This window comes from Achromobacter sp. HZ34 (genome assembly GCF_002209485.1).
Taxonomy (GTDB): Bacteria; Pseudomonadota; Gammaproteobacteria; order Burkholderiales; family Burkholderiaceae_B; genus Bordetella_C.
Genome location: NZ_NJIX01000003.1, coordinates 73,586 through 95,413 on the forward strand (window position 1 = coordinate 73,586; position 21,828 = coordinate 95,413).

General features: G+C 65.3%; 25 protein-coding genes. 10 read left to right on the top strand and 15 right to left on the bottom strand.

The annotated features are described in order from the left end of the window. The first annotated feature begins 298 nt into the window (after window positions 1–298). The 3 genes from CEY05_RS12450 to CEY05_RS12460 are packed head-to-tail and all read left to right on the top strand — an operon-like array spanning window position 299 to window position 2,534. Window positions 299–757, top strand: coding sequence for a YfiR family protein (locus CEY05_RS12450; protein ID WP_198952771.1), 459 nt, complete (start codon window positions 299–301; stop codon window positions 755–757). Further along, window positions 754–2,034, top strand: a complete 1,281-nt coding sequence (locus tag CEY05_RS12455; RefSeq protein WP_088598666.1) for a diguanylate cyclase domain-containing protein — start codon at window positions 754–756, stop codon at window positions 2,032–2,034. The genes CEY05_RS12450 and CEY05_RS12455 overlap by 4 nt, the downstream gene beginning before the upstream one ends. Next, window positions 2,031–2,534, top strand: a complete 504-nt coding sequence (locus tag CEY05_RS12460; protein ID WP_233161500.1) for an OmpA family protein — start codon at window positions 2,031–2,033, stop codon at window positions 2,532–2,534. Before CEY05_RS12455 ends, CEY05_RS12460 begins: the two co-directional genes overlap by 4 nt. 127 nt (window positions 2,535–2,661) lie before the next feature. On the opposite strand, the gene CEY05_RS12465 is transcribed toward CEY05_RS12460, so the two are convergent. From CEY05_RS12465 to phnG, 7 genes are read right to left on the bottom strand one after another with little or no spacing between them, the layout of a single operon-like run. Beyond that, window positions 2,662–3,864, bottom strand: a complete 1,203-nt coding sequence (locus tag CEY05_RS12465; protein ID WP_088598667.1) for an alpha-D-ribose 1-methylphosphonate 5-triphosphate diphosphatase — start codon at window positions 3,862–3,864, stop codon at window positions 2,662–2,664. Between the two features lie 3 nt (window positions 3,865–3,867). Then, window positions 3,868–4,617 (bottom strand): phosphonate C-P lyase system protein PhnL, encoded by a 750-nt coding sequence (gene phnL, locus CEY05_RS12470; RefSeq protein WP_088598668.1) that lies wholly within the window; start codon window positions 4,615–4,617, stop codon window positions 3,868–3,870. 2 nt (window positions 4,618–4,619) lie between these two features. After that, window positions 4,620–5,423: a phosphonate C-P lyase system protein PhnK gene (gene phnK / locus CEY05_RS12475; RefSeq protein ID WP_088598669.1), complete on the bottom strand. Its 804-nt coding sequence runs from the start codon at window positions 5,421–5,423 to the stop codon at window positions 4,620–4,622. Further along, on the bottom strand, window positions 5,420–6,295 hold the full coding sequence (locus CEY05_RS12480; protein WP_088599187.1) for an alpha-D-ribose 1-methylphosphonate 5-phosphate C-P-lyase PhnJ: 876 nt from the start codon (window positions 6,293–6,295) through the stop codon (window positions 5,420–5,422). The genes phnK and CEY05_RS12480 overlap by 4 nt, the downstream gene beginning before the upstream one ends. Window positions 6,296–6,327: 32 nt before the next feature. Further along, window positions 6,328–7,497 (bottom strand): carbon-phosphorus lyase complex subunit PhnI, encoded by a 1,170-nt coding sequence (locus tag CEY05_RS12485; protein WP_088598670.1) that lies wholly within the window; start codon window positions 7,495–7,497, stop codon window positions 6,328–6,330. Window position 7,498: 1 nt separating this feature from the next. Beyond that, window positions 7,499–8,149 (bottom strand): phosphonate C-P lyase system protein PhnH, encoded by a 651-nt coding sequence (gene phnH / locus CEY05_RS12490; protein WP_088598671.1) that lies wholly within the window; start codon window positions 8,147–8,149, stop codon window positions 7,499–7,501. A gap of 1 nt (window position 8,150) precedes the next feature. Then, entirely contained in the window at window positions 8,151–8,618 is a 468-nt protein-coding gene (gene phnG, locus CEY05_RS12495; protein WP_088598672.1) for a phosphonate C-P lyase system protein PhnG, read from the bottom strand. Window positions 8,619–8,810: 192 nt separating this feature from the next. Here phnG and phnF point away from each other — a divergent pair, with 192 nt between their 5' ends. From phnF to phnN, 4 genes are all read left to right on the top strand, one after another. Continuing rightward, the gene (gene phnF, locus CEY05_RS12500) at window positions 8,811–9,533 is read left to right on the top strand and encodes a phosphonate metabolism transcriptional regulator PhnF (RefSeq protein ID WP_088598673.1); all 723 of its coding nucleotides are present in this window, start codon (window positions 8,811–8,813) and stop codon (window positions 9,531–9,533) included. A 222-nt stretch (window positions 9,534–9,755) separates the two neighbouring features. Further along, a complete protein-coding gene (locus CEY05_RS12505) occupies window positions 9,756–10,946 on the top strand; it encodes an alpha-D-ribose 1-methylphosphonate 5-triphosphate diphosphatase (protein WP_088598674.1) in 1,191 nt (396 codons plus the stop codon). A gap of 58 nt (window positions 10,947–11,004) precedes the next feature. Further along, on the top strand, window positions 11,005–11,865 hold the full coding sequence (locus CEY05_RS12510) for a DUF1045 domain-containing protein (protein WP_088599188.1): 861 nt from the start codon (window positions 11,005–11,007) through the stop codon (window positions 11,863–11,865). Then, entirely contained in the window at window positions 11,862–12,545 is a 684-nt protein-coding gene (gene phnN, locus CEY05_RS12515; protein WP_088598675.1) for a phosphonate metabolism protein/1,5-bisphosphokinase (PRPP-forming) PhnN, read from the top strand. Before CEY05_RS12510 ends, phnN begins: the two co-directional genes overlap by 4 nt. A gap of 91 nt (window positions 12,546–12,636) precedes the next feature. Here phnN and CEY05_RS12520 read toward each other — a convergent pair whose 3' ends face one another. From CEY05_RS12520 to phnC, 4 genes are all read right to left on the bottom strand, one after another. Beyond that, window positions 12,637–13,206 carry a phosphonate degradation HD-domain oxygenase gene (locus CEY05_RS12520; protein WP_088598676.1) on the bottom strand — a complete coding sequence of 190 codons (570 nt, stop codon included), beginning with the start codon at window positions 13,204–13,206 and terminating at the stop codon, window positions 12,637–12,639. Window positions 13,207–13,305: 99 nt separating this feature from the next. Then, a complete protein-coding gene (gene phnE, locus CEY05_RS12525; protein ID WP_088598677.1) occupies window positions 13,306–14,103 on the bottom strand; it encodes a phosphonate ABC transporter, permease protein PhnE in 798 nt (265 codons plus the stop codon). A gap of 13 nt (window positions 14,104–14,116) precedes the next feature. Then, window positions 14,117–15,091, bottom strand: coding sequence for a phosphonate ABC transporter substrate-binding protein (gene phnD / locus CEY05_RS12530; protein ID WP_088598678.1), 975 nt, complete (start codon window positions 15,089–15,091; stop codon window positions 14,117–14,119). Between the two features lie 43 nt (window positions 15,092–15,134). Then, window positions 15,135–15,983, bottom strand: a complete 849-nt coding sequence (gene phnC, locus CEY05_RS12535) for a phosphonate ABC transporter ATP-binding protein (RefSeq protein WP_088598679.1) — start codon at window positions 15,981–15,983, stop codon at window positions 15,135–15,137. Between the two features lie 354 nt (window positions 15,984–16,337). On the opposite strand from phnC, the gene CEY05_RS12540 reads away from it, so the two are divergent. Further along, window positions 16,338–17,438, top strand: a complete 1,101-nt coding sequence (locus CEY05_RS12540) for an acyltransferase (protein ID WP_088598680.1) — start codon at window positions 16,338–16,340, stop codon at window positions 17,436–17,438. Here CEY05_RS12540 and mctP read toward each other — a convergent pair. Both mctP and CEY05_RS12550 read right to left on the bottom strand, forming a co-directional pair. Further along, window positions 17,406–18,914, bottom strand: coding sequence for a monocarboxylate uptake permease MctP (gene mctP, locus CEY05_RS12545; protein WP_088598681.1), 1,509 nt, complete (start codon window positions 18,912–18,914; stop codon window positions 17,406–17,408). The two genes, CEY05_RS12540 and mctP, sit on opposite strands and share 33 nt — an antisense overlap. Next, complete coding sequence (locus tag CEY05_RS12550; protein WP_088598682.1) at window positions 18,914–19,093, bottom strand: DUF3311 domain-containing protein; 180 nt, start codon at window positions 19,091–19,093, stop codon at window positions 18,914–18,916. Before CEY05_RS12550 ends, mctP begins: the two co-directional genes overlap by 1 nt. A gap of 622 nt (window positions 19,094–19,715) precedes the next feature. On the opposite strand from CEY05_RS12550, the gene infA reads away from it, so the two are divergent. Next, window positions 19,716–19,988, top strand: coding sequence for a translation initiation factor IF-1 (gene infA, locus CEY05_RS12555; protein ID WP_088598683.1), 273 nt, complete (start codon window positions 19,716–19,718; stop codon window positions 19,986–19,988). A 137-nt stretch (window positions 19,989–20,125) separates the two neighbouring features. Then, window positions 20,126–20,446 carry a hypothetical protein gene (locus CEY05_RS12560; RefSeq protein WP_088598684.1) on the top strand — a complete coding sequence of 107 codons (321 nt, stop codon included), beginning with the start codon at window positions 20,126–20,128 and terminating at the stop codon, window positions 20,444–20,446. 217 nt (window positions 20,447–20,663) lie between these two features. On the opposite strand, the gene CEY05_RS12565 is transcribed toward CEY05_RS12560, so the two are convergent. Both CEY05_RS12565 and mog read right to left on the bottom strand, forming a co-directional pair. Then, on the bottom strand, window positions 20,664–21,002 hold the full coding sequence (locus CEY05_RS12565; protein ID WP_088598685.1) for a hypothetical protein: 339 nt from the start codon (window positions 21,000–21,002) through the stop codon (window positions 20,664–20,666). Window positions 21,003–21,103: 101 nt separating this feature from the next. Next, the gene (gene mog / locus CEY05_RS12570; RefSeq protein WP_088598686.1) at window positions 21,104–21,772 is read right to left on the bottom strand and encodes a molybdopterin adenylyltransferase; all 669 of its coding nucleotides are present in this window, start codon (window positions 21,770–21,772) and stop codon (window positions 21,104–21,106) included. Window positions 21,773–21,828 lie beyond the last annotated feature (56 nt).

Sequence of the window (21,828 nt, forward strand, 5' to 3'; positions counted from 1 at the left end):
AGGCTCCATCGTAGCGTGTAATCTTTACCGCCAAACAGCCCAAGAAGCGTAACTATATTCCTATTATCGGCAGCTTTTCCGGCAATCCAGTGCGCAAAGTCTTTAGATAATAACTACACCTGATCAACAAAAAACAACGAATTTCAACACTCACTTGTCACAGGTAGCAACCAAACGCCTTCCCTGTCGTGCCGTGTCGCGTGTCGCCTGCTGGGGATTGAGCCTGGGCCTGCTGTGCGCCTGGCCTCCCGCCCGAGCAGTTGGCGCGCCGAGCCAGGACGACCCGCCGGCGCCGCCAGTGGCCGCTGCCGAAACGCGTACGGTGGCGCAGGTGGTGCAAGTGGTGACCGGCATCCTTGGGTATGCACGCTGGCCCACGCCGCCGAGCCCCGAACCGCCGTTGCTGTGCGTCACCGGAAGTACGCCCTACGCCGCCGCCTTGCTGGCCGGCGGCGAGGCCATGTCGACCGTGCGCGCACGCCGGGTGGCACCCGACGACGTCCTGGTACAGATGTGCGATGCGCTTTATGTGGGCGACCTGCCGGCTCCCGTGTCGAAGCGCATGCTGCAAAACGTCACCGGCAGGCCGGTGGTCACCATCCTGGAACATGACGCCGACTGCGGCGGCGGCATGTTCTGCCTGAACGCCCAGGGTGCCCAGGTCGGCTTCCTGATCAACCTGGACATCATCGCCCGTAGCGGTGTGCGTATCCATCCGAGCGTGCTGCAACTGGCCCGCCGCAGGCCCCAGCCATGACATCCACACCGAATTCGCCCGGTTCCCGCCTTCCCACGCTGCGCGACGCCTTGCGCCGTGCCCAGGTATCCGTGACCGTCTTCGCCGTCGGGCTGGTCGGCCTGGTGCTGACCATCATGGGCCTGGTCGCCCTGCGCGCGTATGCGGAGCACAACACCGGGCTGATCGCGCGATCCATGCTCTATACCGTGGAAGCCTCGGTGGTATTCCATGACGGCCCCGCGGCGCGCGACGCCCTGGCCCTGATCGCCAACGCCGAAGGCGTGGGCACGGCCGTGGTGTTCGACAGCGATGGCCTGGTGCTGGCCCAGTGGAGCCGCCCGCCCGACGCCAGCCTGGCGTGGATACAGCAGCCCTTCGAGCGGGTCTTCACGCCGCCGCCCATCGTCACGCCCATCGTGCATCGGGGCCACACCGTCGGCACGCTGCTGGTGACCGGCCATCCCGGCAGCATGCTGGCCTTCCTGCTCAAGGGCGTGGCCGGGGTGCTGGCCTGCCTGATGGCCAGCGCCATGCTGGCGCGGGCCATCGCGCGGCGTACCTTCGAGGGCATCGTCGAGCCTTTGCGCAACCTGGCGCGCGTGGCGCACGCCGTACGCAATGAACGCGCCTTCGGCGTGCGCATGCCGAAGGCGGCGATCGCCGAACTGAATGCGCTGGGCGAAGACTTCAACGCCCTGCTGGACCAGTTGCAGGCCTGGCAGAACCAGCTGCAGCACGAGAACGCCAAGCTGGCGCACAAGGCGGCGCACGACAGCCTGACCGGCCTGCCCAACCGCGTCCACTTCGAGGAAAGGCTGGAGCAGGCCATTCGCGACGCCAGCGTGCTGAACCAGCGCGTGGCCGTGCTGTTCATCGACAGTGACCGCTTCAAGGAAATCAACGACCAGCAGGGGCATGCCTCGGGCGATGCGGTGTTGATACACACCGCCGCGCGCGTGCGCAATCTGCTGCGCGAGAGCGACCTGGTGGCGCGGCTGGGAGGGGATGAGTTCGCCGTCATGCTGGCGCCGCTGCGCGATGGCGACACGGCGCGCCGGCTGGCCGAGAAGATCCTGGCGAGCATGCGCAAGCCCATCCGCCTGCCTGGCGGAACGGAAACGGTGAGTTCGCTGAGCATAGGCATCGCCGTCTACCCCGAACATGCCACGGACGTGAACAGCCTGTTCGATGCCGCCGACGCCGCCATGTATCGCGCCAAGCGGCTGGGCGGCGACAGCCAGGCCTCGGCGGTGCCGGACGCTTCTGATCCCCATTCCAAGGAGATGTCATCGTGAAAGTCACGCCCCCCTTCCTCGCCCGCATGGCCGGCAGCTTGGTCATCGCACTGAGCGTCGTGTTGCTGGCCGCGTGCCAGGCGGTGCCGCAAGGACTGACGCCGGCGCAGATCGCGGTGTTGAAGGACGAAGGCTTTACCCAGACCGATGAAGGCTGGGAATTCGGCATATCGGACAAGGTGCTGTTCGACACGGACCAGGCCGTGGTCAAGCCGGCCAGCGTGGACAACATCAAGCGCCTGGCGGGCCGGTTGCTAGGTGTGGGCCTGGATCGCATGCGGCTGGACGGACATACCGACAACCGCGGCAGCGATGCGCACAACCAGCAATTGTCGCTGCGCCGGGCGCAGGCGGTCGCGGACATCGTCATCGCCGCCGGCATGCCGGCCGCGCATGTCGAGGTACGCGGCCAGGGCGCCACGCATCCGGTGGCCGACAACGGCAGCGCGGCCGGCAGGGCCGAAAACCGCCGCGTCGCGGTGGTCATCGTCACGCCCTAGGGCCAAGCCAGGAGCCCTGGCGGCCGTGCGTCACACGGTGGAAAGAGCCGGTATCGCCGTCAGCAGCGGAAAGGGCGAGCATCGCCGTCAGCAGCGGAAAGGGCCGGCATCGCCGGCCCTTGGTCCATCAAGCGGCCACGGCCTGCACGCGCGGCGGGGTGGCGCGCGCGGCCGCGCCCGCCATGGGGTAATGGGCGGAGAAGGCCAGGCGGCCGCCGCTCCAGGTGTGGCTGACCAGCGGCTGGCCCTGTACCAGGTGGACGGCAATCAGGTCGGCCCGCAAGCCAACGCGGATATGGCCGCGATCGCTCAGCCCGCAAGCCTGCGCCGGATTGCCCGCCACCAGCGCGCTGGCCTGGGACAAGGTCAGCCCGGCCTGATCCGCGGCAGCAAAGGCAGCCGCGATCAGGGTGGACGGCTGGTAATCCGAGCACAGGCAGCTGGCGACACCGGCGCGTATCGCGTCGATGGCGCGCATCGAACCGCTCTGGCTCTGGCCGCGCAACACATTGGGCGCGCCCAGGATGGTGGGCAGGCCGCAAGACACCGCTGCCTTGGCGGTATCCAGATTGATGGGGAATTCGCTCATCGACACCCCCAGATTGCGCATGGCGGCGATGCGATGCACCGAATCATCGTCATGGCTGGCCGTGGGCACGCCGGCGGCACGCGCCCGTTCCAGCAGCAGTTCGACCCGCTGCGCCGAACCTTCCATGCCCGCCAGTTTCGACCGCGCCGCTTCTTCGGCCTGTTCGCGGCTGAAGCCGTGATTGCCCATGACGTAGTCGAGATACGACTCCAGCGTCTTGAACTGCCCCTGCCCCGGCGAATGATCCATGACGGACAGCAGGTCCACCATGCCCTCCGCGATCAGGTCCTGCAGATAGGGCAGCGCCGTTTCGTCGCTGATTTCGTAGCGGCAGTGGATGCGGTTGTCGACCAGGCCATGCTGGCGGAAAGCATGCACCGCGCGGATCAGCTCACCGGCGGTTTCGTTGTTACGCACGCCCCATTCGCGATTGGCGAAGGACAGTGCGTGATAAGGGGTACTGATGCCGGCCGCGGCATTGCGACGGTCTACTTGCGCCACCGCGAAATCGAAGGGAAACAGCACGCGCGAACGCGGCTCCGCTTCCTTTTCGATGGCGTCGCAATGCAGGTCGATCAAGCCGGGCATGAGGATCTGCCCGTGCAGGTTCACTTCCTGCGCGGCGCGCGCGCCCACCGGATCGATGGCGGCGATATGGCCGTCCTCGATCAGTACGGCGCTGTTTTCCAATACGGTGTCGGGCAGCACGACGCGGGCGTGCGTCAATAACGTGGCGATCATGGTCTACTCCGTCAAGGCGGCCGCGTTGGCCAGGGAAGCGTCTCTCAAGCCATTTTGCGAGGCTGGCTTCAAGCCCAGCACCCGGCTGGCCACCGCGTCGCGCACGGCTTCGTCATGGAAGATGCCCACCAGGCAGCGGCCTTCGGCCATCGCCTCGCGTATCAGTTCCACCACCACGGCGCGGTTCTCCGCGTCCAGCGATGCGGTAGGCTCGTCCAGCAGCAAAACGGGATGGCCGCCGATCAAGCCGCGCGCGATGTTGACGCGTTGCTGCTCGCCGCCTGAAAACGTGGCCGGGGGCAGACGCCACAGGCGTTCCGGCAGCCGCAGGCGTGCCAGCAACACGGCCGCGCGGTCACGCGACTCGTCGATGGCAACACCACGCTGGCGCAGCGGTTCAGCCACCACGTCCAGGGCGCCCACCCGCGGAATCGCGCGCAGGAACTGGCTGACGTAGCCGATGACGTCGCGGCGCAGGCGCAGGATACGCTGCTCGGGCGCGCCGGTCAGCGTCACCCATTGTTCGCCGTCGCGCACGCGGATGGTGCCGGCGGTGGTCAGGTAATTGCCGTAGAGGCAGCGCAGCAGCGTGCTCTTGCCGGTGCCGGACGGGCCCGACAACACCAGGCACTCGCCGCGCGCGGCATCGAAATCGACGTTGTCGAACACGGGCAGGTTCACGCCGCCCTGGTTGTGCAGGGTGAAAATCTTGCCGACCCCGCGGACTTCTATCATCGTCTGTGCTTGTGTCATGGTCAGCTCTGCAGGATGGAAGAAACGAGCAGCTGGGTGTAGGGATGCTGGGGGTCGTCCAGGATCTGGTCGGTCAGACCGCTTTCCACCACATAGCCGCCCCGCATCACCAGCGTGCGGTGCGCCAGCAGGCGCGCCACGGCCAGGTCGTGGGTGACCACGATGGCGGCCAGGCCCAGGTCCGCCACCAACTGGCGCAGCAGGTCCAGCAGGCGCGCCTGCACCGACACGTCAAGCGACGCGGTCGGCTCGTCCATGAAGACCAGGCGCGGATGCGTCACCAGGTTGCGGGCGATCTGCAGGCGCTGCTGCATGCCGCCGGAGAACGAGGCCGGGGCATCGTCCAGGCGGCCGACGTCGATCTCCATCTTGTGCAGCCAGTTGCCGGCCACTTCACGCAAATCGCCGTAATGGCGTTCGCCGATGGCCATCAGGCGCTCGGCGATATTGGCGCCGGCGCTGACCTGCATGCGCAGGCCGTCCCGTGCGTGCTGGCGCACGTAGCCCCAATCGGTGCGGGCCAGCAGGCGCCGTTGCGCGCCCGACAGGCTCGCCAGGTCGGTGGGCCCCTGTTCGCGCAAGTCATAGCGCACGCTGCCATGTTGGGCCTCGACCTGGCAGGACACGGCCTGCAGCAGGGTGCTCTTGCCCGAGCCCGACTCACCGACGATGCAAAGCACTTCGCCCGGGTAGAGGTCGAAATTGATTTCCCGGCAGCCGTGCACGCCGTCCCAGGTGTGGGTCAGGTCGCGCACCGACAGCAGCGGCTGTTGGTTGTCGCCGACCTGGATGTCTATCCCGTTCATGCCTGTTCCTCGCGCCGCGTGGCGCAATATTCCGTGTCGGAGCAGACGAAGCTGCGGTTGCCTTCGTCGTCCAGAATGATTTCATCGAGAAAGCTTTCGTGCGATCCGCACAGGCTGCAGTGCTGCGACCAGCGTTCGATGGTGAACAGATGGTCGTCGAAGTCCAGGCTCTTCACTTTGGTGTAGGGCGGGACGGCATACACGCGCTTTTCACGGCCCGCGCCGAACAGCATCAGCGCCGGGCTGAAGTTCATCTTGGGATTGTCGAACTTGGGGATGGGCGACGGCCGCATCATGTAGCGGTCGTTCACCAGCACCGGGTAATCGTAGGTGGTGGCGATGTGGCCGTGATGCGCGATGTCTTCGTACAGCTTGACGTGCATGCCGCCGTACTCGGCCAGGGCATGCATGGTCCGGGTTTCCACTTCGCTCGGCTCCAGCCAGCGCAACGGCTCGGGAATGGGCACCTGGAACACGATGATCTGGCCCGCGCGCAACGGCGTTTCCGGAATGCGGTGGCGCGTCTGGATGATGCTGGCGGCGGTGGTCGTGTCGGTGGTGCTGACGCCCGTCACCCGGCCGAAGAAGCGGCGGATGTTGACGGCGTTGGTGGTGTCGTCCGAACCCTGGTCGATGACCTTGAGCGTGTCGTCGGCGCCGATGATGGCGGCGGTCACCTGGATGCCGCCAGTGCCCCACCCATAGGGCAAGGGCATTTCACGGCTGCCGAAAGGCACCTGGTAGCCAGGGATGGCGACGGCCTTGAGCAGGGCGCGGCGCAGCATGCGCTTGGTCGACTCGTCCAGGTAGGCGAAGTTGTAATGCGGATCGCGTGCCACGGTGGCGGCGTCCTGCGCAACGGGAGTATCCATGGGAATCCTGCGAGCCTCGTGTTCGTTGAAGGTCATGCCTGCTGAGTTTCGGCGGCCGCGACGGGGGCTGCCTCCGCATCCGGGGTGGCGTCCGCCTTGGCCTTGGTGCCGGCCGCGCTGCCGGTACCTTGGGCCCGTTCCGCCTGGATGCGGCGCAACAGCGCCAGGCTGGACTGGAAGTCCACGTAGTGCGGGAGTTTCAAATGCTGCGTGAAACCGGAAGCCTCGACGTTGTCGCTGTGATACAGCACGAACTCGTGGTCCTGGGCGGGCGACGTGGCCGCCTCGCCCAGCTCGCGCGCGCGCAGCGACCGGTCCATCAGGGACATCGACATGGCCTTGCGTTCGCCGTAGCCGAACACCAGGCCATAGCCGCGGGTGAAGGTCGGCTCCTGGTGCGCCTTGCCGGTGAACTGGCTGACCATCTGGCACTCGGTGACGTCGATCTCGCCTATGGTCACGGTGAAGCCCAGCTCTTCCACGTACAGCTCCACGTCCACCGAGCCGTAGCGGATTTCCGCCACGAAGGGATGGGAGTTACCGTAGCCGCGCTGCGTCGAATATCCCATCGACAACAGGAAACCTTCGTCGGCGCGCGCCAGGTTCTGCAGGCGCGCGGCGCGGGTGGCGGGAAAGGCCATGGGCTCGCGCGTCAGGTCGAAGGGCGCGGGGTCGCCCGCGGGAATGGCCTCGGCCTCCATCAAGGACTCGCGCTCCAGCAGTTCGGTGACGCGCGGCATGGTGGCCGCCAGGGGCTCGGCCGCCGGCGGCAGGGGCGTGGGCGCGGGCGCCGTGTCGTCTTCCAGCGAGAAGTCCAGCAGGCGTTGCGTGTAGTCATACGTCGGCCCCAGCACCTGGCCGCCCGGCAAGTCCTTGAACGTCGCGGAAATGCGCCGCTGCAGGCTCATGCGGGTGGTTTCCAGCGGCACGCTGTAGCCGAAACGCGGCAGCGTGGTGCGATACGCACGCAGCAGGAACACCGCTTCGGTGATGTCGCCGGCGGCCTGCTTCAAGGCCAGCGCCGCCAGATGCGGGTCGTACAGCGACCCTTCGGCCATCACGCGATCCACGGCCAGGGGCATTTGCGCGCGGATCTGCGCCAGGGTCAGCGTCGGTACGGCGGGGTCACCGCGCCGGAAGCTGTCCAGCATGCGGTAGGAATTCAGGATGGCGCGCTCGCCTCCCTTCACGGCAACGTACATGTCAGACCTCCACCCGCGTCGTGCGCGGCAGACCGCAGACCGCGCTGCCGTGCGTCAGCAGCACGTCCACGCCTTGCGGGAAACGACGGTGATTGACGGCCCATTGCCGCCAGAAATCGGCCGGCAGCCCGGCGGGCGCCAAGGCACGCTCCGTGGCGATGCCGGGGCCGGTCAGGCGCAGCGCGGCGCCCCCTTGCCAGTCCGCCACCTCGATCAGCAAGGTGGTGGAGCGGTCCGGATAGGCGGGGTCGCCGCCGTTGCAATCAGCCAGGCCGGGTGCGGCATAGCCGGCCGGCACGACGACGAAAGCCGCTTCAGCGGGCGTGTCCACCAGCGGGCAGCCGCAGTGAAAGCGCAGGAAAGCGGCAGCCGCGCCGTCCATGCCGGCCGGCAGCCAGACCGGCGTATCGACGTCGGCCAGGGTCAGCAACAGCGCGGCCAGCGCGGGCGACAGGCCCTTGGGTACGCCGCAGTCGGCCGGCAGGGCTTGCGGCTGGCCGGGCTCGGCCATGGCCTGCAGCGCCACGCGGAACACGGCCTGGGCTTGCACGCCCGGATCGGCGAAGCCGGGCAGCAGGTTGATCATTGGCGCGGCGGCGCGGGTGGCTTGCGCCAGCGACAGCGCTTGTGCTTGTGAAGCGGCGGGGGTCATCTCAATTCTCTCCACGCACCATGGTGAAAAACTCGACTCGGGTCTGGGCGGCTGCGGCGGCGCGGCGCGCGCGGCGTTCCTCGTGGACCCGCGCCAGGGGGGCGACGACCAGGGTCTGCACCGCCTCGTACCAGTCATCCATCTGCAACAGGCCGTCCAGGACGGCGGCCTGTTCGGCATGGCGCAGCGAACGGCCCTGCACATAGGCGGTACCGACCACACCTTGTTCGAAGGCAACAGCGCAACGCGTCACTGACATCTCGCCCAGGTTGAACTGCTCCCCGGTGCCACCGGCACGGCCGCGCACCATCGTCATGCCGACTTCAGGGGCGCGCAGCGGGCGGAAAGCCGGCAAGGGTCCCAGGGCCTGGTAGGCCTGGTCCAGCGCGGTGCCGTCAGCAAGGGCCAGGACGCGCATCCATGCGGAGCGGGCGGCCTGGGACCCGGTTTCGGGAGTGTGCGTATCCATCCGTTTCCTCTAAACGTCTATACGAATAGATGGTAGTATGAACCCAGGCGCAAAGCAGTTCAACACAGTCGCGATGAATTTTTGATGACAGTTGTGACTCGCGAGGATCGCCCGGCTGGGGCAAAATCCCGCATTCCATATTCATATATTCATAGACGCGCCCTGCGATGCGCGTTCAACGGGAAGTCAACAATGTTCGAACGACGATCGGGGATCGCGGTCTGGCGGCAGATCGGTGAAGCGCTGGCGATGGATATACGCAACAAGCTTTACAACCCGGGCGAGCAATTGCCGCCCGAGCCGGAACTGGCAGCCAAGTTCGCCGTCAATCGCCACACCATCCGGCGCGCCATGGGCGAGCTGGAGCAGATCGGCCTGGTGCGGATCGAGCAGGGGCGCGGTACGTTCGTGCAGGAACACGCCATCGACTACGCCATCGGCAAGCGCACGCGGTTCTCCGAGAACCTGCGCAGCCAGGGCTTGCTGGGGCACGTCGAGGTGCTGGGCAGCCAGGCCGAGCGGGCTTCCGATATCGCCGTGCAATTGGGGTTGCCGCGCTCGACCACGCTGTTGCGCGTGCAGTTGATCGGCAAGGCCGAGAATCGCACCATCAATGTGTCGGATCATTATTTCGAAGAAAAGCGCTTCCCGGGCTTTGCCGACAAGTTGAAGGAAGCGAAGTCGATCTCCAAGGTGTACAAGCAGTTCGGCATCCAGGACTACACCCGCAAGTGGTCGCGCATCACGGCGACCATGCCGGACGAGAACATTGCACGCCTGCTGAACCAGCCCAAGACGCGCCCCATCATCCAGATCGAAGCGCTCAACGTCGACGCCGATGGGCGTCCGCTGCAATACGGCATCACGCGCTTCGCCGGGGATTGGGTGCAATTGATGATCACGGGGGATGATTAGTGAAGAGGCGGAGCCTCGTCGACCGCCGCCCTTCTTCGTTTTAGAGAGCGATGAGGGGCGGAGCCCCTCATCTTCCCCCAGGGGTGTGGAGAGGGGCCCCCTCGAAGCAAAACCCTCTCAGGAACTTGCGCCCCAAACGTCTAGACATCTGTTCGTAATCAAGCGAGCATATAGTCTCCGTTTCTCGCCACCCATCCGGTCTTCCCAGCAAGGCTGCCGCATATGAAAACGTCCGTATCTTCCCTTTCCGCCCTGCCCGGAATCGCCGGCCGCCGCGTACTGACATCCGACGGCCTGCGCCCCGCGCGCCTGGGTTTCAACGGCGACCGCGTGGCCCCTGGCGCGGGCGCCACGCCCCTGCTGGATGCCGGCGACCTGCTGGTGCTGCCCGGCATCATCGACCTGCATGGCGATGCGTTCGAACGCGCCATCATGCCGCGTCCGGGTGTGACGTTTCCGTATGACAGCGCCTTGCATGACGTCGACCGCCAGCTTCTGGCCAACGGCATCACCACCGAATTCCATGGCGTCACCCTGTCCTGGGAAGGCGGCCTGCGCGGCGAGCCCTACGCGATGCGCATGTTCGACGCCCTCGACCGCATGCGCGCCACCCTGGGCGCGCGCCACAACGTGCACCTGCGCTTCGAGACCCACCATGTGGGCGGCGTCGATATCGCGCGCGAATGGATACAGGCGGGCAAGGTCCAGTTCCTGGCCTTGAACGATCACCTGCCCAGCATGGCCAAGCGCCTGGGCAACGACCGCAAGCTGCTGCAGTACGCGGAACGCGCGGAGTGCGACCTGGATACTTTCCAGGATCGCATCCGCGCCGCCATGGCCTGCGCCGACGAAGTGGCCAACGCCATGCGCGAACTGACCGAAAGCGCCAAACAGGCAGGGCTGGAAGTCGCTTCGCATGACGACCCCGATTCCGCCACGCGCCGCTACTATCACCAGCTGGGTTGCCGCATCGCCGAGTTTCCGCTGACCACCGAAGTGGCCCACGTCGCGCGCGAGCTGGACGACTTCACGGTCTTCGGCGGCCCCAATGTCGTGCGCGGACGCAGCCACACCAATGCGCCCAACGCCACCGAGATGATCCGGGCCGGCCTGTGCGACATCCTGACGTCCGATTACTACTATCCCGCGCCGCTGGCGGCCGTGATGAAGCTGGTGGCCGACGGCGTGCTGCCGCTGTCCCAGGCCTGGGCGCTGGTATCGCGTAATCCGGCCCGCGCGGCCGGCCTGCGCGACCAGGGCACGCTGGATGCCGGCATGCTGGCCGACGCCATCGTGGTCGACGACAGTGTCCCTGGCGTGCCGCGCGTCTGCGCCGCCATCGTCGGCGGACGCCTGCGCTATGCCGCGCAGCAGTTCGACACGGAACAGCTGCAACAGGCCCAAGCCGCCTGAATCACAAGCGCAACCCATGAGCCAAGATCCGCGATCCATGCAGGCACCGGCTACGTCCATGGCTTCGCCTTCCGCCACAAGCCCCCAGGCGGCGACGTCAGCATCGCCTGCCGCGGAACGCCCCTCGACGTCGGCTACGTGCTTCCAGGAAGCCTATCGCTATGCGATCTATCTGGCGCCCGTGGGCAATTGGCGTGACATCGGCAAGCGGTGGCTGGGCCGCGACGAGGACAGCGGCGCCGCGATAGCGCGCGCGGCCTCCGACGATGCGCGCCTGGATGCGTGGACCGAGGCGCCGCGCCACTACGGCCTGCATGCCACGCTGAAGCCGCCGTTCCGCCTGGCCCCCGGCACCGATGCCGCCGGCCTGGACCAGGCCGTGCGCGCCTTGGCCCGTGCCCAGCAGCCCTTCGGCATCGCGCTGGAACTGCGCTCGCTGCGGGGCTTCCTGGCGTGGTGCCTGGTGGAGAACGAACCAGCCTGGGCCACGAACCACGGCGACGTCGCCGCCGGCCGCGCCGCGCTGCGGGTCCTGGCCGACGATGCCGTGCGCCACCTCGACCCGTGGCGCGCGCCTCCGGCGCCGGAGGAACTGGCGCGCCGCCTGCGCGCCGACCTGGATCCGGCGCAACGCGCCATGCTGCAGACCTGGGGCTACCCCTATGTGCTGGACACCTTCAAGTTCCACATCACGCTGACGGGCAACCTGGCCGGCGAAGATCTGAGCGCGGCACGCACGCAGCTGGAATCGCTCAGCGCGGGCCGGCTGGATCGTCCGATGCCCGTGGATGCCGTGACCGTTTACGTACAGCCGACGCCCGCCGCGCCCTTCGTGGTGGCGCGCCATTATGGCTTCGACGGCACTACCCGCGATGGCGCCGGCGCGAACTATCTACCGATGGCGAAAGGCACTAAATGACCGCGCCCGATTTCGATGCCGCCCGTGATGGGCAGCCCCAGGGCTCGCGTCGCGATGCCGACCGCGATCGGCAGGCGAAGAGCCATCTCCGTGACGAAGAGCGGCACATCGGTTCGCCCCGCGATGGCAGCCGCCTGGTCTATGTCATGGGTGCGTCGGGCAGCGGCAAGGACACGCTGTTGCGCCTGGCCCGTACCCGGCTCGATGGGGCGGACCGTGTCCTGGTCGCGCACCGTTACATCACGCGTCCCGCCGGTGCGGATGAAGCTTCCATCTTTCTGGACCCCGCCGAGCATGCGCGCCGCGCCGCCTTGGGCTGCTTCGCCCTGCACTGGGCCAGCCACAAACTGGCCTACGGCATCGGCGTGGAGATCGACGCCTGGATGGCCGCCGGCATCACCGTGCTGGTGAACGGCTCGCGCGCCTATCTGCCGCAGGCCTGCGCCCGTTACCCCGGCCTGTGCGCCGTCACCATCCGGGTGAACACGGAGACCCTGCAACGGCGCCTGGCCAACCGCGGCCGTGAAAGCGCCGAGGACATCGCCGCCCGCCTGGCGCGCGCCGACGCCAGCTTCGACGTTCCGGCCGATTGCGAAATGGTCGCCTTGGACAACAACGGCGCCGCCGACGACGCGGCAGCCGAACTACTGGCCATCGCCCGCCGCCGCTGCCACGCCTGAAGCGGCAAGGCCATTACCCACACGCATGGCGCGCTCCGCCGCCCCCCTGACGCAATGACAAATTCAATGAGGATGGGCGGGAGTTGCGTCCCTACGCGTGTTCCCGCATCACACTTGCGCAGATGCGCAGGTAATGCGCGAGGTCCGGTGTCGACGCGCCGACGACCTTGGCCAGATCGTCATAGCGGCGCAAGCGCACGGCCGCGGCGAAGTGCGGCAGGCTTTCGAACTCGTCCCGCTGCTCCGGCGTGAAAGGCCCGCCCTGCAGGGCCAGGCTGTCCCGCGAAGCCTGCGACAGCGTCTCGTAGTACGCCGCATCCACGGCGCACAGATAACGCTTGGCCGGCACGTGCAAGCGGATCGGCGCCAGCACGTCCTCACCGAAGACGCCTTCAAGCGCGCGGGCGCCCACGTCCTGGTGGCGCCGGTCCTCGCTGGCGCTCTCGGCCATCACCAGATGGCCCACGTCATGCAGCAGGCTGGCGACGATGACGGCCGGCGTCTCGCCCGCCGCTTCCGCCAACGCGGCGCATTGCAGCGCATGTTCCGTCTGGGTGATGGCTTCGCCGCCATAGAAGTCCGACCCATAGCCGGAAAACAGCGCTTCAAGGCGCGCCGCGTCCAGCACCGGCGCTTCAGTCTTACAGGATAGTTCGCTCATTTGGCATTCTCTGCGTTGAAAGGCAAAGGGCGCATCGCCAGCGGGATGCGCCCTAGCCCAAGTCAAACAAAAGGGTGCCCACCTGCTGCACCCTATTTTTTAAATCAACACTCGACGCACCCGCGCCGACAGCATGTCGATGGCGACGACGAACACGATGATGATGATCATCACCGCGCAAGTCTGCGCATATTGGAAACTGCGGATGATGTCCCACAGCACCATGCCGATACCGCCCGCGCCGACGATGCCCACCACCGAAGCGGAACGCACGTTGGACTCGAAGCGATACAGCGAATAGGAGATCCACAATGGCAACACCTGCGGGATCACGCCAAAGACGATCTCCTCGATGGCATTGGCGCCGGTGGCACGAACGCCTTCCACCGGGCGCGGATCGATAGCCTCGACGGCCTCCGAGAACAGCTTGGCCAGCACACCCAGCGTATGCACCCACAGCGCCAGCACGCCGGCGAACGGACCCAGCCCCACCGCCACGATGAACAACATGGCGAACACCATCTCGTTGATCGCGCGGCAGGCATCCATCAGTCGCCGCACCGGCTGGTAGACCCAGGCCGGCACGATGTTCGACGAGCAGAGCAGGCTGAAGGGCACCGCCATGACAATGGCCAGGAAAGTACCCCAGATGGCGATCTGAACCGTGACCAGCATCTCGTCCAGGTACATGCGCCAGTCGCGGAAGTTCGGCGGAAAGAAATCTTTCGCGAATTCGGCCATGTTGCCGGAATCCCGCAGCAGGTCCATCGGACGCATGTCCGCGCCCTTCCAGGAAGCAACCAGCAAGGCCAGGATCACTGCCCACATGATCAGCATGGGCAGCGAGGTCCGCGGCGGACGCACGGTGGCGGGAGAGGTCGAGAGGGTCACGCTCATGATGCCGTCCTGCTTACTTGGCCGAGGCCACTTGCTTGGCCAGATCAGCCAGCTTGGCGTCGATTTCGGCGGTCTTCTTCTGCTTTTCCGCGGCGCTCAGCGTGGTGTCGCTTTCGACCTTGGCACGCTGGCCGGCCAGGTTGATCTGGCGGATCGGGACCAGCTGACCGTTATCGGACTTGGTGAAACCCTTGTACGTCAGGGCCGCCAGCTTCTTGGACTCGTCGTCGGTCTTGCCGTAGTTCACGAAGAAGTTCTGGATCTTGGCCTTCATATCGGCGGGCAGATCCTTGCGATAAACGATGGGATCGGCCGGGATCAGGGGCGACTTCCACAGGATGCGGATCTGGTCTTCCGGATTCTTGCCGGTGGCGATGCGATAACGGTCGATCGCTTCGGTGTTGGTGATCGCCACGTCCACCTGCTTGTTCATCGCCGACATCAGGTTGGTTTCGTGATTGGCGACGCGGAAGTTCTTGAAGAAGGTCTTGGGATCGACCTTGTTGGCGCCCCACAGGTAGTAACCCGGCACGGCGGTGCCCGACGTGGAGTTGGGATCGCCCGCGCCATAGCTCATGGTCTTGCCGTTCTTCAGCACGTCGTCGACCGACTTGACCGGACCGTCCTTGGCCGTAACCAGCACCGACCAGTAGCCCGGGCTGCCGTCCTTGGCGATCACGTGGGCGAACACTTCACCCTGGGCGCGGTCCACGGCTTCGATGGCCGACAGGTTGCCGTACCAGGCCATCTGCACCTTGTTGAAGCGCATGCCTTCGATGATGCCGGCATAGTCCGACGCGAAGAAAGGCTTGACCTCGACGCCGAGCGCCTTGCTCAAGTCGTCGATGACGGGCTGCCAGGCGGACTTCAGGTTGGTCGAGGATTCGGTCGAGATGATGCCGAAATTCAAGGTCTTTCCGTCCTGCGCGTGGGCCGTGGTGGACAGGGCCGCGGTGGCGATCAGGGCGAGAAACGTTCTGCGTAGCATGGTAGCTCCGGGAGCAAACAGGTAAAGGGGAACAGCAGGGAAATCAGGCGGCGGCCAGCTGCGGCGCCACGGCGCCACGGCCGCCCATGGCAACGGCGTCGGCGTCGTTCGCGACGTCGGCGCCAGGCATCAATTCATTCAGTTCGGCGCCATACAGGTCGCGCAACATCGCGGCGGTCAGCTCGGCCGACGGGCCGTCGTACACCACCTTGCCGCGCCGCAGGGCCACCACGCGGGGGCAATAGCGCATGGCCACATCGACCTGGTGCAGCGACACCACCACCGCCACGCCGCGGCTGCGATTGATCTGCGCCAGCGTGTCCATAACGCGGCGCGAGGATTCGGGATCGAGCGACGCGATCGGCTCGTCGGCCAGGATGGTGCGGGCGTTCTGCACCAGCGTGCGGGCGATGGCGGCGCGCTGCTGCTGGCCGCCGGACAGCGTCGAAGCGCGTTGAAACGCGTAGCCGTCTATACCAACTTGGGCCAAAGCCTGCAGGCCGACTTCAACCTCGTCGCGGCGGAACCAGCGCAGCAGGCTGCGGTACATGGGCACGCGCGGCAGCATGCCGGCCAGCACATTGGTGATGACAGGCAGGCGTCCCACCAGATTGAATTGCTGGAAGACGAAGCCGATGCCGGCACGCGCTCCGCGCACGCGCTTGCTGATGCGGCCCTGGCTCTGGATCACCGCGCCATTGACCACGATCTCGCCGCAGTCGCCCGCCACGAAACCGGCCATGTGGCGCAGCAGCGTCGACTTGCCGGAGCCCGATGCGCCCAGCAGTGCCACCATCTCGCCGGGTGCCACTTGCAGGCTCACATCGTCCAGCGCCTTGTCGGCGGCACGGAAGGATTTGCTGAGCCCTTTGACTTCGATCGCATAGGTCATGCGCGTTCCCTGTTCATTCAAACTGGGCGGTAGTGTGTGCAAGCGCGATGACAGCCTGATGACGCGGAAATGGGCGCCGGAGCGAGATTTACGTGCAGAAACACGGCGATGTCATGCCGCTGAAATATTGTGCGGTGCCGCGATCGAAGCAGCCTTACGAAAAGCTGGCGCGAATCCCATGATCGCAAGCTTGCGAATAGCGCGGCCGCGACGGCATTTTTCAATGCCCTATCGTCCTAAACCTTAGGGATAGCGGGCCGTCTGGTGGACGCGCCGATGTGAGAGGACGCGCAGAATGCGTGCAGCCCCAGACATTCTGTATCACCGGGGCCGCATAAGAGGAGATATATACCCATGGGCTTGCTCAGAACCCTGTTCGCGCTTTCCGTCGTACTCGATCACTCCCCTTGGAACCAGGGCAATGTGCTGGTCGGCGGACGCCTGGCCGTGCAGCTCTTCTATGTGATCTCGGGTTTCCTGATCTCCTACATCCTCAACGTCAACGACACGTATCGCAGCACGACGCGTTTCTATGCGAATCGCGCGCTGCGCCTCTATCCGACGTATTTCGCGGTGGCGGCCATCGCGTTGGTCGTCAACCTGGTCGCCAATCCTGCTTTCACCGATGTCTACGACCGCGTGCCGCCCCTGGCCGACCTCTGTCTGATGCTGGCGAACATGTTCATCTTCGGCCAGGACTGGATCATGTTCGCCGGCATCAGGAACGGTGTGCTGACCTGGACCGGCTCGTTCATGAACAGCGAAGTGCCGCTGTACGACGGCCTGCTGGTGCCGCAGGCGTGGACCCTGGGCGTCGAGCTCAGCTTCTACCTGATCGCGCCCTTCGTCCTGCGTTCCTTGCGCGCGGTGCTGATCCTGTTCATCGCATCGCTGGGCTTGCGCGTCATGCTGCTGCAGATGGGCCTGGCGCAGAGCGACCCCTGGTCTTACCGCTTCTTCCCGCTGGAGCTGGCTTTGTTCCTGGCCGGCGCGCTGTCACATCGCTTGCTGCTGCCTTTCTTCGAAAGGCTGAGCAAACGCTTCCATTACCTGCCGGAAGCCGTGACCGGGCTGTTCGTGCTGTACACACTGTTTCATTTTTCGGTGACGCTGAACCACAACGTCCGCGATGCGCTGGTGCTGATGGCCTTCGCCGCGTTCCTGCCGCTGACCTTTATTTTCCAGTCGCGCTATCGGCTGGACAAAAAAATCGGGCAGCTGAGCTACCCGATCTATATCTGCCATGCGGTGGTGATGCTGCTGGTGAGCCATATGGCCGCCACACTTGGCATCACCGACGCGCTGGCGATTTCCGGCTTGAACGCCCTGTTCTCGATCGCGGCGGCGTGGCTGTTGTATCAGGCCATCGACCGCCGCATCGAACGCGTTCGGCAACGCGTCAAGACGGAAACGCCAGCGGGCTCAGGCGCGGCTGCCGGCGCTGTGCGCGTTTGAGCCGGGCTTGAACATCCCCAGGATCAGTTGCACCACGACGGCCACCACGATGTTCACGCCGAGCGCGAACAGGCCGGTGTACATGGCATAGGGATCGCCGCCGATCATGAAGGTGTGCACCGGCTTGACGCCGTCGGCGATCGCCATCCACGAGCCGATACCCAGGCCCGCGATCCAGCCGATCAGCAGCGCCGTGCCGCGGAACCAGTTGAAGAACAGGCCGAAGACCACCGACGGGAAGGTCTGCAGAATCCACAGGCCGCCCAGCAGCTGCAGATCCAGCGCGTATTGCGTCGGCACGAAGATGATGAACACCAGCGCGCCGAACTTCACCACCAGCGACACGACCTTGGCAACCTTGGCCTCGCCTTGCGGCGACACCTGGGGATTGACGTAGGCCTTCCAGAAGTTGCGCGTGAACAGGTTGGCCGCGCCGATCGACATCACCGCCGCGGGCACCAGCGCGCCGATGGCGATGGCCGAGAAAGCGAAACCGGTGAACCAGCTGGGGAACAAGGCGTTGAACAGCGCCGGCACGGTGTCGTTGGGCGTTTGCGGATGGATGCCCGCGGCCCAGGCCATATAGCCCAGCAAGGCGATCAAGCCCAGCAGCAGCGTGTAGGCCGGCAGGTAGATGGCGTTCTTGCGGATGGTATTCGCGCCGTTGGCGGCGAAGATGCCGGTCAGCGTGTGCGGATACATGAACGCGGCCAGGGCCGATCCCAGCGCCAGCGTGGCATAGGGCAGGTATTGCGAAGGCTTGAGCAGCAGGCCCGTGGCGCCACCCTTGGCTTCGAATGCCGCACCCGCCTTGGCGAACACCATCCCGTAGCCGCCCAGCTTCAAGGGCACCAGCACCACCGCCACCAGGACCACGATATAGATCATCAGGTCCTTGACGAAGGCAATCAGCGCCGGCGCGCGCAGGCCCGCCGAGTAGGTGTAAAGCGCCAGGATGACGAAGGCGGCCGTGAGCGGCAGTTCGCCAGTCAGGCCCAGGGCCTTGATCACCACTTCCATGCCGACCAGTTGCAGGGCGATATAAGGCATGGTGGCCAGCACACCCGTGGCGGCGATGGCCAGTTCCAGGGGACGCGATTTGAAGCGCGCATAGACCACATCGGCGGCCGTCACGTGTCCGGCCTTGTGGGCCACACGCCACAGCCGCGGCATGATGCAGAAAACGATCGGGTAGACCAGGATGGTATAGGGCAGCGCGAAGAAGCCATAGGCCCCCACCGCGTAGACCAGGGCCGGCACGGCGATCACGGTGTAAGCGGTGTAGAAATCACCACCCACCAGGAACCAGGTGATCCAGGTGCCGAAACGGCGGCCGCCCAGGCCCCATTCATCCAGGTGAGCTTCGCCCGAACCGCGCTGCCAGCGCGACGCCAGGAAGCCCATGACGGTTACCAGGGCGAAGAAGAAAATGAAGACGCTGAGCGCGGTCCAGTTGATGTGCGGAGCGGTACCCATTATTCGTCCCCCTCATTACGCGTGGCGCGGAAGACGAACCAGGTCAGCGCGGCGGTCACCGGCACCCAGAGCAGTTGATACCAATAGAAGAAGGGGAAGCCGAACAGTTCAGGCAGTGCCTGGTTGTAGAAAGGGATCCACAACAGGCCGAAGAACGGCAATAGCAGAAGGAACCTCATGGGGCCATGACTCTTATAAGAAGGGATTGTGTCTCGAATTGTCAGGTCGCTCCCACGCGGGCATGTAGGCCGGTGCGCGAGCGACCGGCGCAGAATACTCGCCCATCGTCCACCCCGCAAATAGGCAAAGCTGCAACATTAGGGGTTTTCCATTAACTAATGCGCTGTTAAACTATCATTCGTAAAAGCTCGATAGACACCTGATAATTTGGACTCAGTATCTGATCGACAGGTGGCTTACGCAGTGCTGAAGCAGGGCACGCCATCGAGCTCAGCAAATATCACGCACCTCATTCCCGCCCGCGATGCTTTGGTCCGGGCGAGTCCATGCCGTAGACGGTTCGCCGTTGCGCGGTATCTTGGGAACCGGATATCCGGCCCCGTCCGTCTGGACGCCGCCGCTCCCCTCGCTCCCACTCACGCCTCGGCGACCGTACGCCGCCTTGGTCATTAGTTACCGGCGGCACCGGCACTGCCGCGCTTGATTCACGCGTCGCTTGCGCCTGGCTGGCAGCCTGCGCCGCCCCGCATTCTGTGTTTTGCCCGCCTCGATTTTTGCGGGCGCCCCCGACCGCCGCGTGTCGCCACGTGCCGGATTCAGGGCCTATTAGGAGATATACGCATGGCTAAAGAAGAACTCATCGAGCTGGATGGCATCGTCGACGAAGTGCTGCCCGACAGCCGCTATCGCGTCAAACTCGACAATGGCATCGAAGTTGGCGCCTACGCCTCCGGCCGTATCCGCAAGAACCGTATCCGTATCCTGGCTGGCGATCGCGTCACCCTGGAAATGTCGCCCTACGACCTGACCAAGGGTCGCATCAATTTCCGCCATAAGGACGAACGCCCGCAGGCGCCGCGTCCGCAACGGCAGCAGTACGGCGCACGCCGCTGAACCAGTCGTAACTACGCGGTGCGTCCCCCCACGGCGTGCGGAAACGCACCCTGGGGGCTGAAACCCGCCATCAATTCCGCCGTTTGAAAAACGTAAAATCGAGGTTTAATTTACGTTCATTCATAGGCGGTTTTTTTTTGCCGCAGAGCATTTTTTATCTGTACGCGATGTCGACGGACGATCAACTGCGCAAGGCGATGGATCGCATTACCCGATCCGAGAAAATGCAGGCACGGGCCGAGAGGGTCTGGAACAGCCTGGATACTTCGCGCGCGACCTTCATCAACAGCCTGTGCCGCACCGGGCTGTCCTACGCGCACGCCCAGAGCAAATTCGATGACTTCGTCGAAGAACAGCGCCGCCTGCGCATCCGCCTGGCGCACGAAGTCGAGGCGGCCCAGCGCGACTACCTGGATCTGACGGATAGTGCCGGCAGCACCCAGGCGCGCGCCGCCTGAGCCGAACGAGGAATATATAGATTTTATTTATAAAATCTATATATGAGATCTATGCTGTATCCATATGGGTCTATGGAAGGCGCTCGGGTAGAGGCCATCAAAAGGTGGGACCTGGACCAGAAAGATTAATACGCACGGATCCATGCCGATTGCTCAGGGCAAACGGCGCCAGGAACGTGGCAGAACCAGCGGGTTGCTGCCATCCCTCGGATCGAAGTTACATGCAGAGATTCGCGGCCTGCACCTGTTCCTGGGAACTCCAGGACGAGCGGGCCGACATGCGGATCTGCACGCTGCCATTGGCCCACTGCTGCACACGCAGGGCCGAACTGATGCCGGTGACGCTGCTGGTCGTCACATCCGCTCCCCCGTCGATATTCGTGACCTTGACGTCCAGGCCCTGACGGCGCCAGGAATCGGCCACGCAGGCCGCGTACGTTTCCGGCGAGTGCGTGGTGTGGCCGTAAAAGACCGGGTCCTTTTTCAGCATGTCGGTGGACGTCGTGCAACCCGCCAGGAAAGTCAGGGCGGCGATGGCCAGATAGCGCTGTTTCATTTTTCTGCTCGAACGATAAGACGAAACAGGACTATAACGCCCCGCCACTAAAGCCCAGCTGAGCGCAAGGCGCCAGGGCGCAGCCGCCGCCCCGTTGCCCCTCATGCCTTGGGCGCTCGTATCGCCGATTTCGGCCGGAATGCCTTGACCACCTCGGGCCGCGTCTCTGTGTAGGGACCGCCGATCAGGTCGATGCAGTAAGGCACCGCCGCGAAAATCCCCGGTACCAGCGTGGCGCCGTCGGCGTCGCGCAAGCCTTCCAGGGTCTCGCGGATGGCCTTGGGCTGGCCCGGCAGATTGATGATCAGGGCGGCGTGGTCCGCCGTTTCGCGTATCACCGCCACCTGGCGCGACAGGATCGCCGTAGGGACGAATTTCAGGCTGATCTGCCGCATCTGTTCGCCGAAACCGGGCATTTCCCGGGTGGCCACGGCCAGGGTCGCTTCCGGCGTGACATCGCGCCGCGCGGGGCCGGTGCCGCCGGTGGTCAATACCAGGTCGCAACCCACCGTATCGACCAGTTCGGCCAGCGTGGCGGAAATGCCGGCTGCTTCATCGGGAATCAGCCTCTCAGCGCCTTGCCAGGGGGTGGACAGCGCGCTGTCCAGCCACTCCCGCAAGGCCGGCAGGCCCTGGTCCTGATAGGCCCCGGACGAAGCACGGTCGGAAATCGAGACCAGGCCGACGATCAGCTCGTCGGGATGGCGGCGTTGCAGGCGGACGGCAGGCGCAGCGGCGGGGCTGGACGCAGGATCGGTGGCGGTATTCATGCCGCCACTATACCCAAGCAGGGCGTCGCCACGGCCGGCGCCATGGCGAGGGCGCA

Excerpts from the sequence above, each read along its gene's own strand:
- phnC (WP_088598679.1), bottom strand. The coding sequence starts at position 15,983 with ATGACCTATGCGATCGAAGTCAAAGGGCTCAGCAAATCCTTCCGTGCC.
- infA (WP_088598683.1), top strand. The coding sequence starts at position 19,716 with ATGGCTAAAGAAGAACTCATCGAGCTGGATGGCATCGTCGACGAAGTG.
- CEY05_RS12505 (WP_088598674.1), top strand. The coding sequence starts at position 9,756 with ATGAAAACGTCCGTATCTTCCCTTTCCGCCCTGCCCGGAATCGCCGGC.
- CEY05_RS12540 (WP_088598680.1), top strand. The coding sequence starts at position 16,338 with ATGGGCTTGCTCAGAACCCTGTTCGCGCTTTCCGTCGTACTCGATCAC.
- phnF (WP_088598673.1), top strand. The coding sequence starts at position 8,811 with ATGTTCGAACGACGATCGGGGATCGCGGTCTGGCGGCAGATCGGTGAA.
- CEY05_RS12480 (WP_088599187.1), bottom strand. The coding sequence starts at position 6,295 with ATGGATACTCCCGTTGCGCAGGACGCCGCCACCGTGGCACGCGATCCG.
- mctP (WP_088598681.1), bottom strand. The coding sequence starts at position 18,914 with ATGGGTACCGCTCCGCACATCAACTGGACCGCGCTCAGCGTCTTCATT.
- CEY05_RS12510 (WP_088599188.1), top strand. The coding sequence starts at position 11,005 with ATGGCTTCGCCTTCCGCCACAAGCCCCCAGGCGGCGACGTCAGCATCG.
- phnK (WP_088598669.1), bottom strand. The coding sequence starts at position 5,423 with ATGAACGGGATAGACATCCAGGTCGGCGACAACCAACAGCCGCTGCTG.
- phnD (WP_088598678.1), bottom strand. The coding sequence starts at position 15,091 with ATGCTACGCAGAACGTTTCTCGCCCTGATCGCCACCGCGGCCCTGTCC.
- phnL (WP_088598668.1), bottom strand. The coding sequence starts at position 4,617 with ATGACACAAGCACAGACGATGATAGAAGTCCGCGGGGTCGGCAAGATT.
- CEY05_RS12520 (WP_088598676.1), bottom strand. The coding sequence starts at position 13,206 with ATGAGCGAACTATCCTGTAAGACTGAAGCGCCGGTGCTGGACGCGGCG.
- phnH (WP_088598671.1), bottom strand. The coding sequence starts at position 8,149 with ATGACCCCCGCCGCTTCACAAGCACAAGCGCTGTCGCTGGCGCAAGCC.
- phnG (WP_088598672.1), bottom strand. The coding sequence starts at position 8,618 with ATGGATACGCACACTCCCGAAACCGGGTCCCAGGCCGCCCGCTCCGCA.
- CEY05_RS12465 (WP_088598667.1), bottom strand. The coding sequence starts at position 3,864 with ATGATCGCCACGTTATTGACGCACGCCCGCGTCGTGCTGCCCGACACC.
- CEY05_RS12565 (WP_088598685.1), bottom strand. The coding sequence starts at position 21,002 with ATGAAACAGCGCTATCTGGCCATCGCCGCCCTGACTTTCCTGGCGGGT.
- mog (WP_088598686.1), bottom strand. The coding sequence starts at position 21,772 with ATGAATACCGCCACCGATCCTGCGTCCAGCCCCGCCGCTGCGCCTGCC.
- CEY05_RS12455 (WP_088598666.1), top strand. The coding sequence starts at position 754 with ATGACATCCACACCGAATTCGCCCGGTTCCCGCCTTCCCACGCTGCGC.
- CEY05_RS12550 (WP_088598682.1), bottom strand. The coding sequence starts at position 19,093 with ATGAGGTTCCTTCTGCTATTGCCGTTCTTCGGCCTGTTGTGGATCCCT.
- CEY05_RS12485 (WP_088598670.1), bottom strand. The coding sequence starts at position 7,497 with ATGTACGTTGCCGTGAAGGGAGGCGAGCGCGCCATCCTGAATTCCTAC.
- phnN (WP_088598675.1), top strand. The coding sequence starts at position 11,862 with ATGACCGCGCCCGATTTCGATGCCGCCCGTGATGGGCAGCCCCAGGGC.
- phnE (WP_088598677.1), bottom strand. The coding sequence starts at position 14,103 with ATGAGCGTGACCCTCTCGACCTCTCCCGCCACCGTGCGTCCGCCGCGG.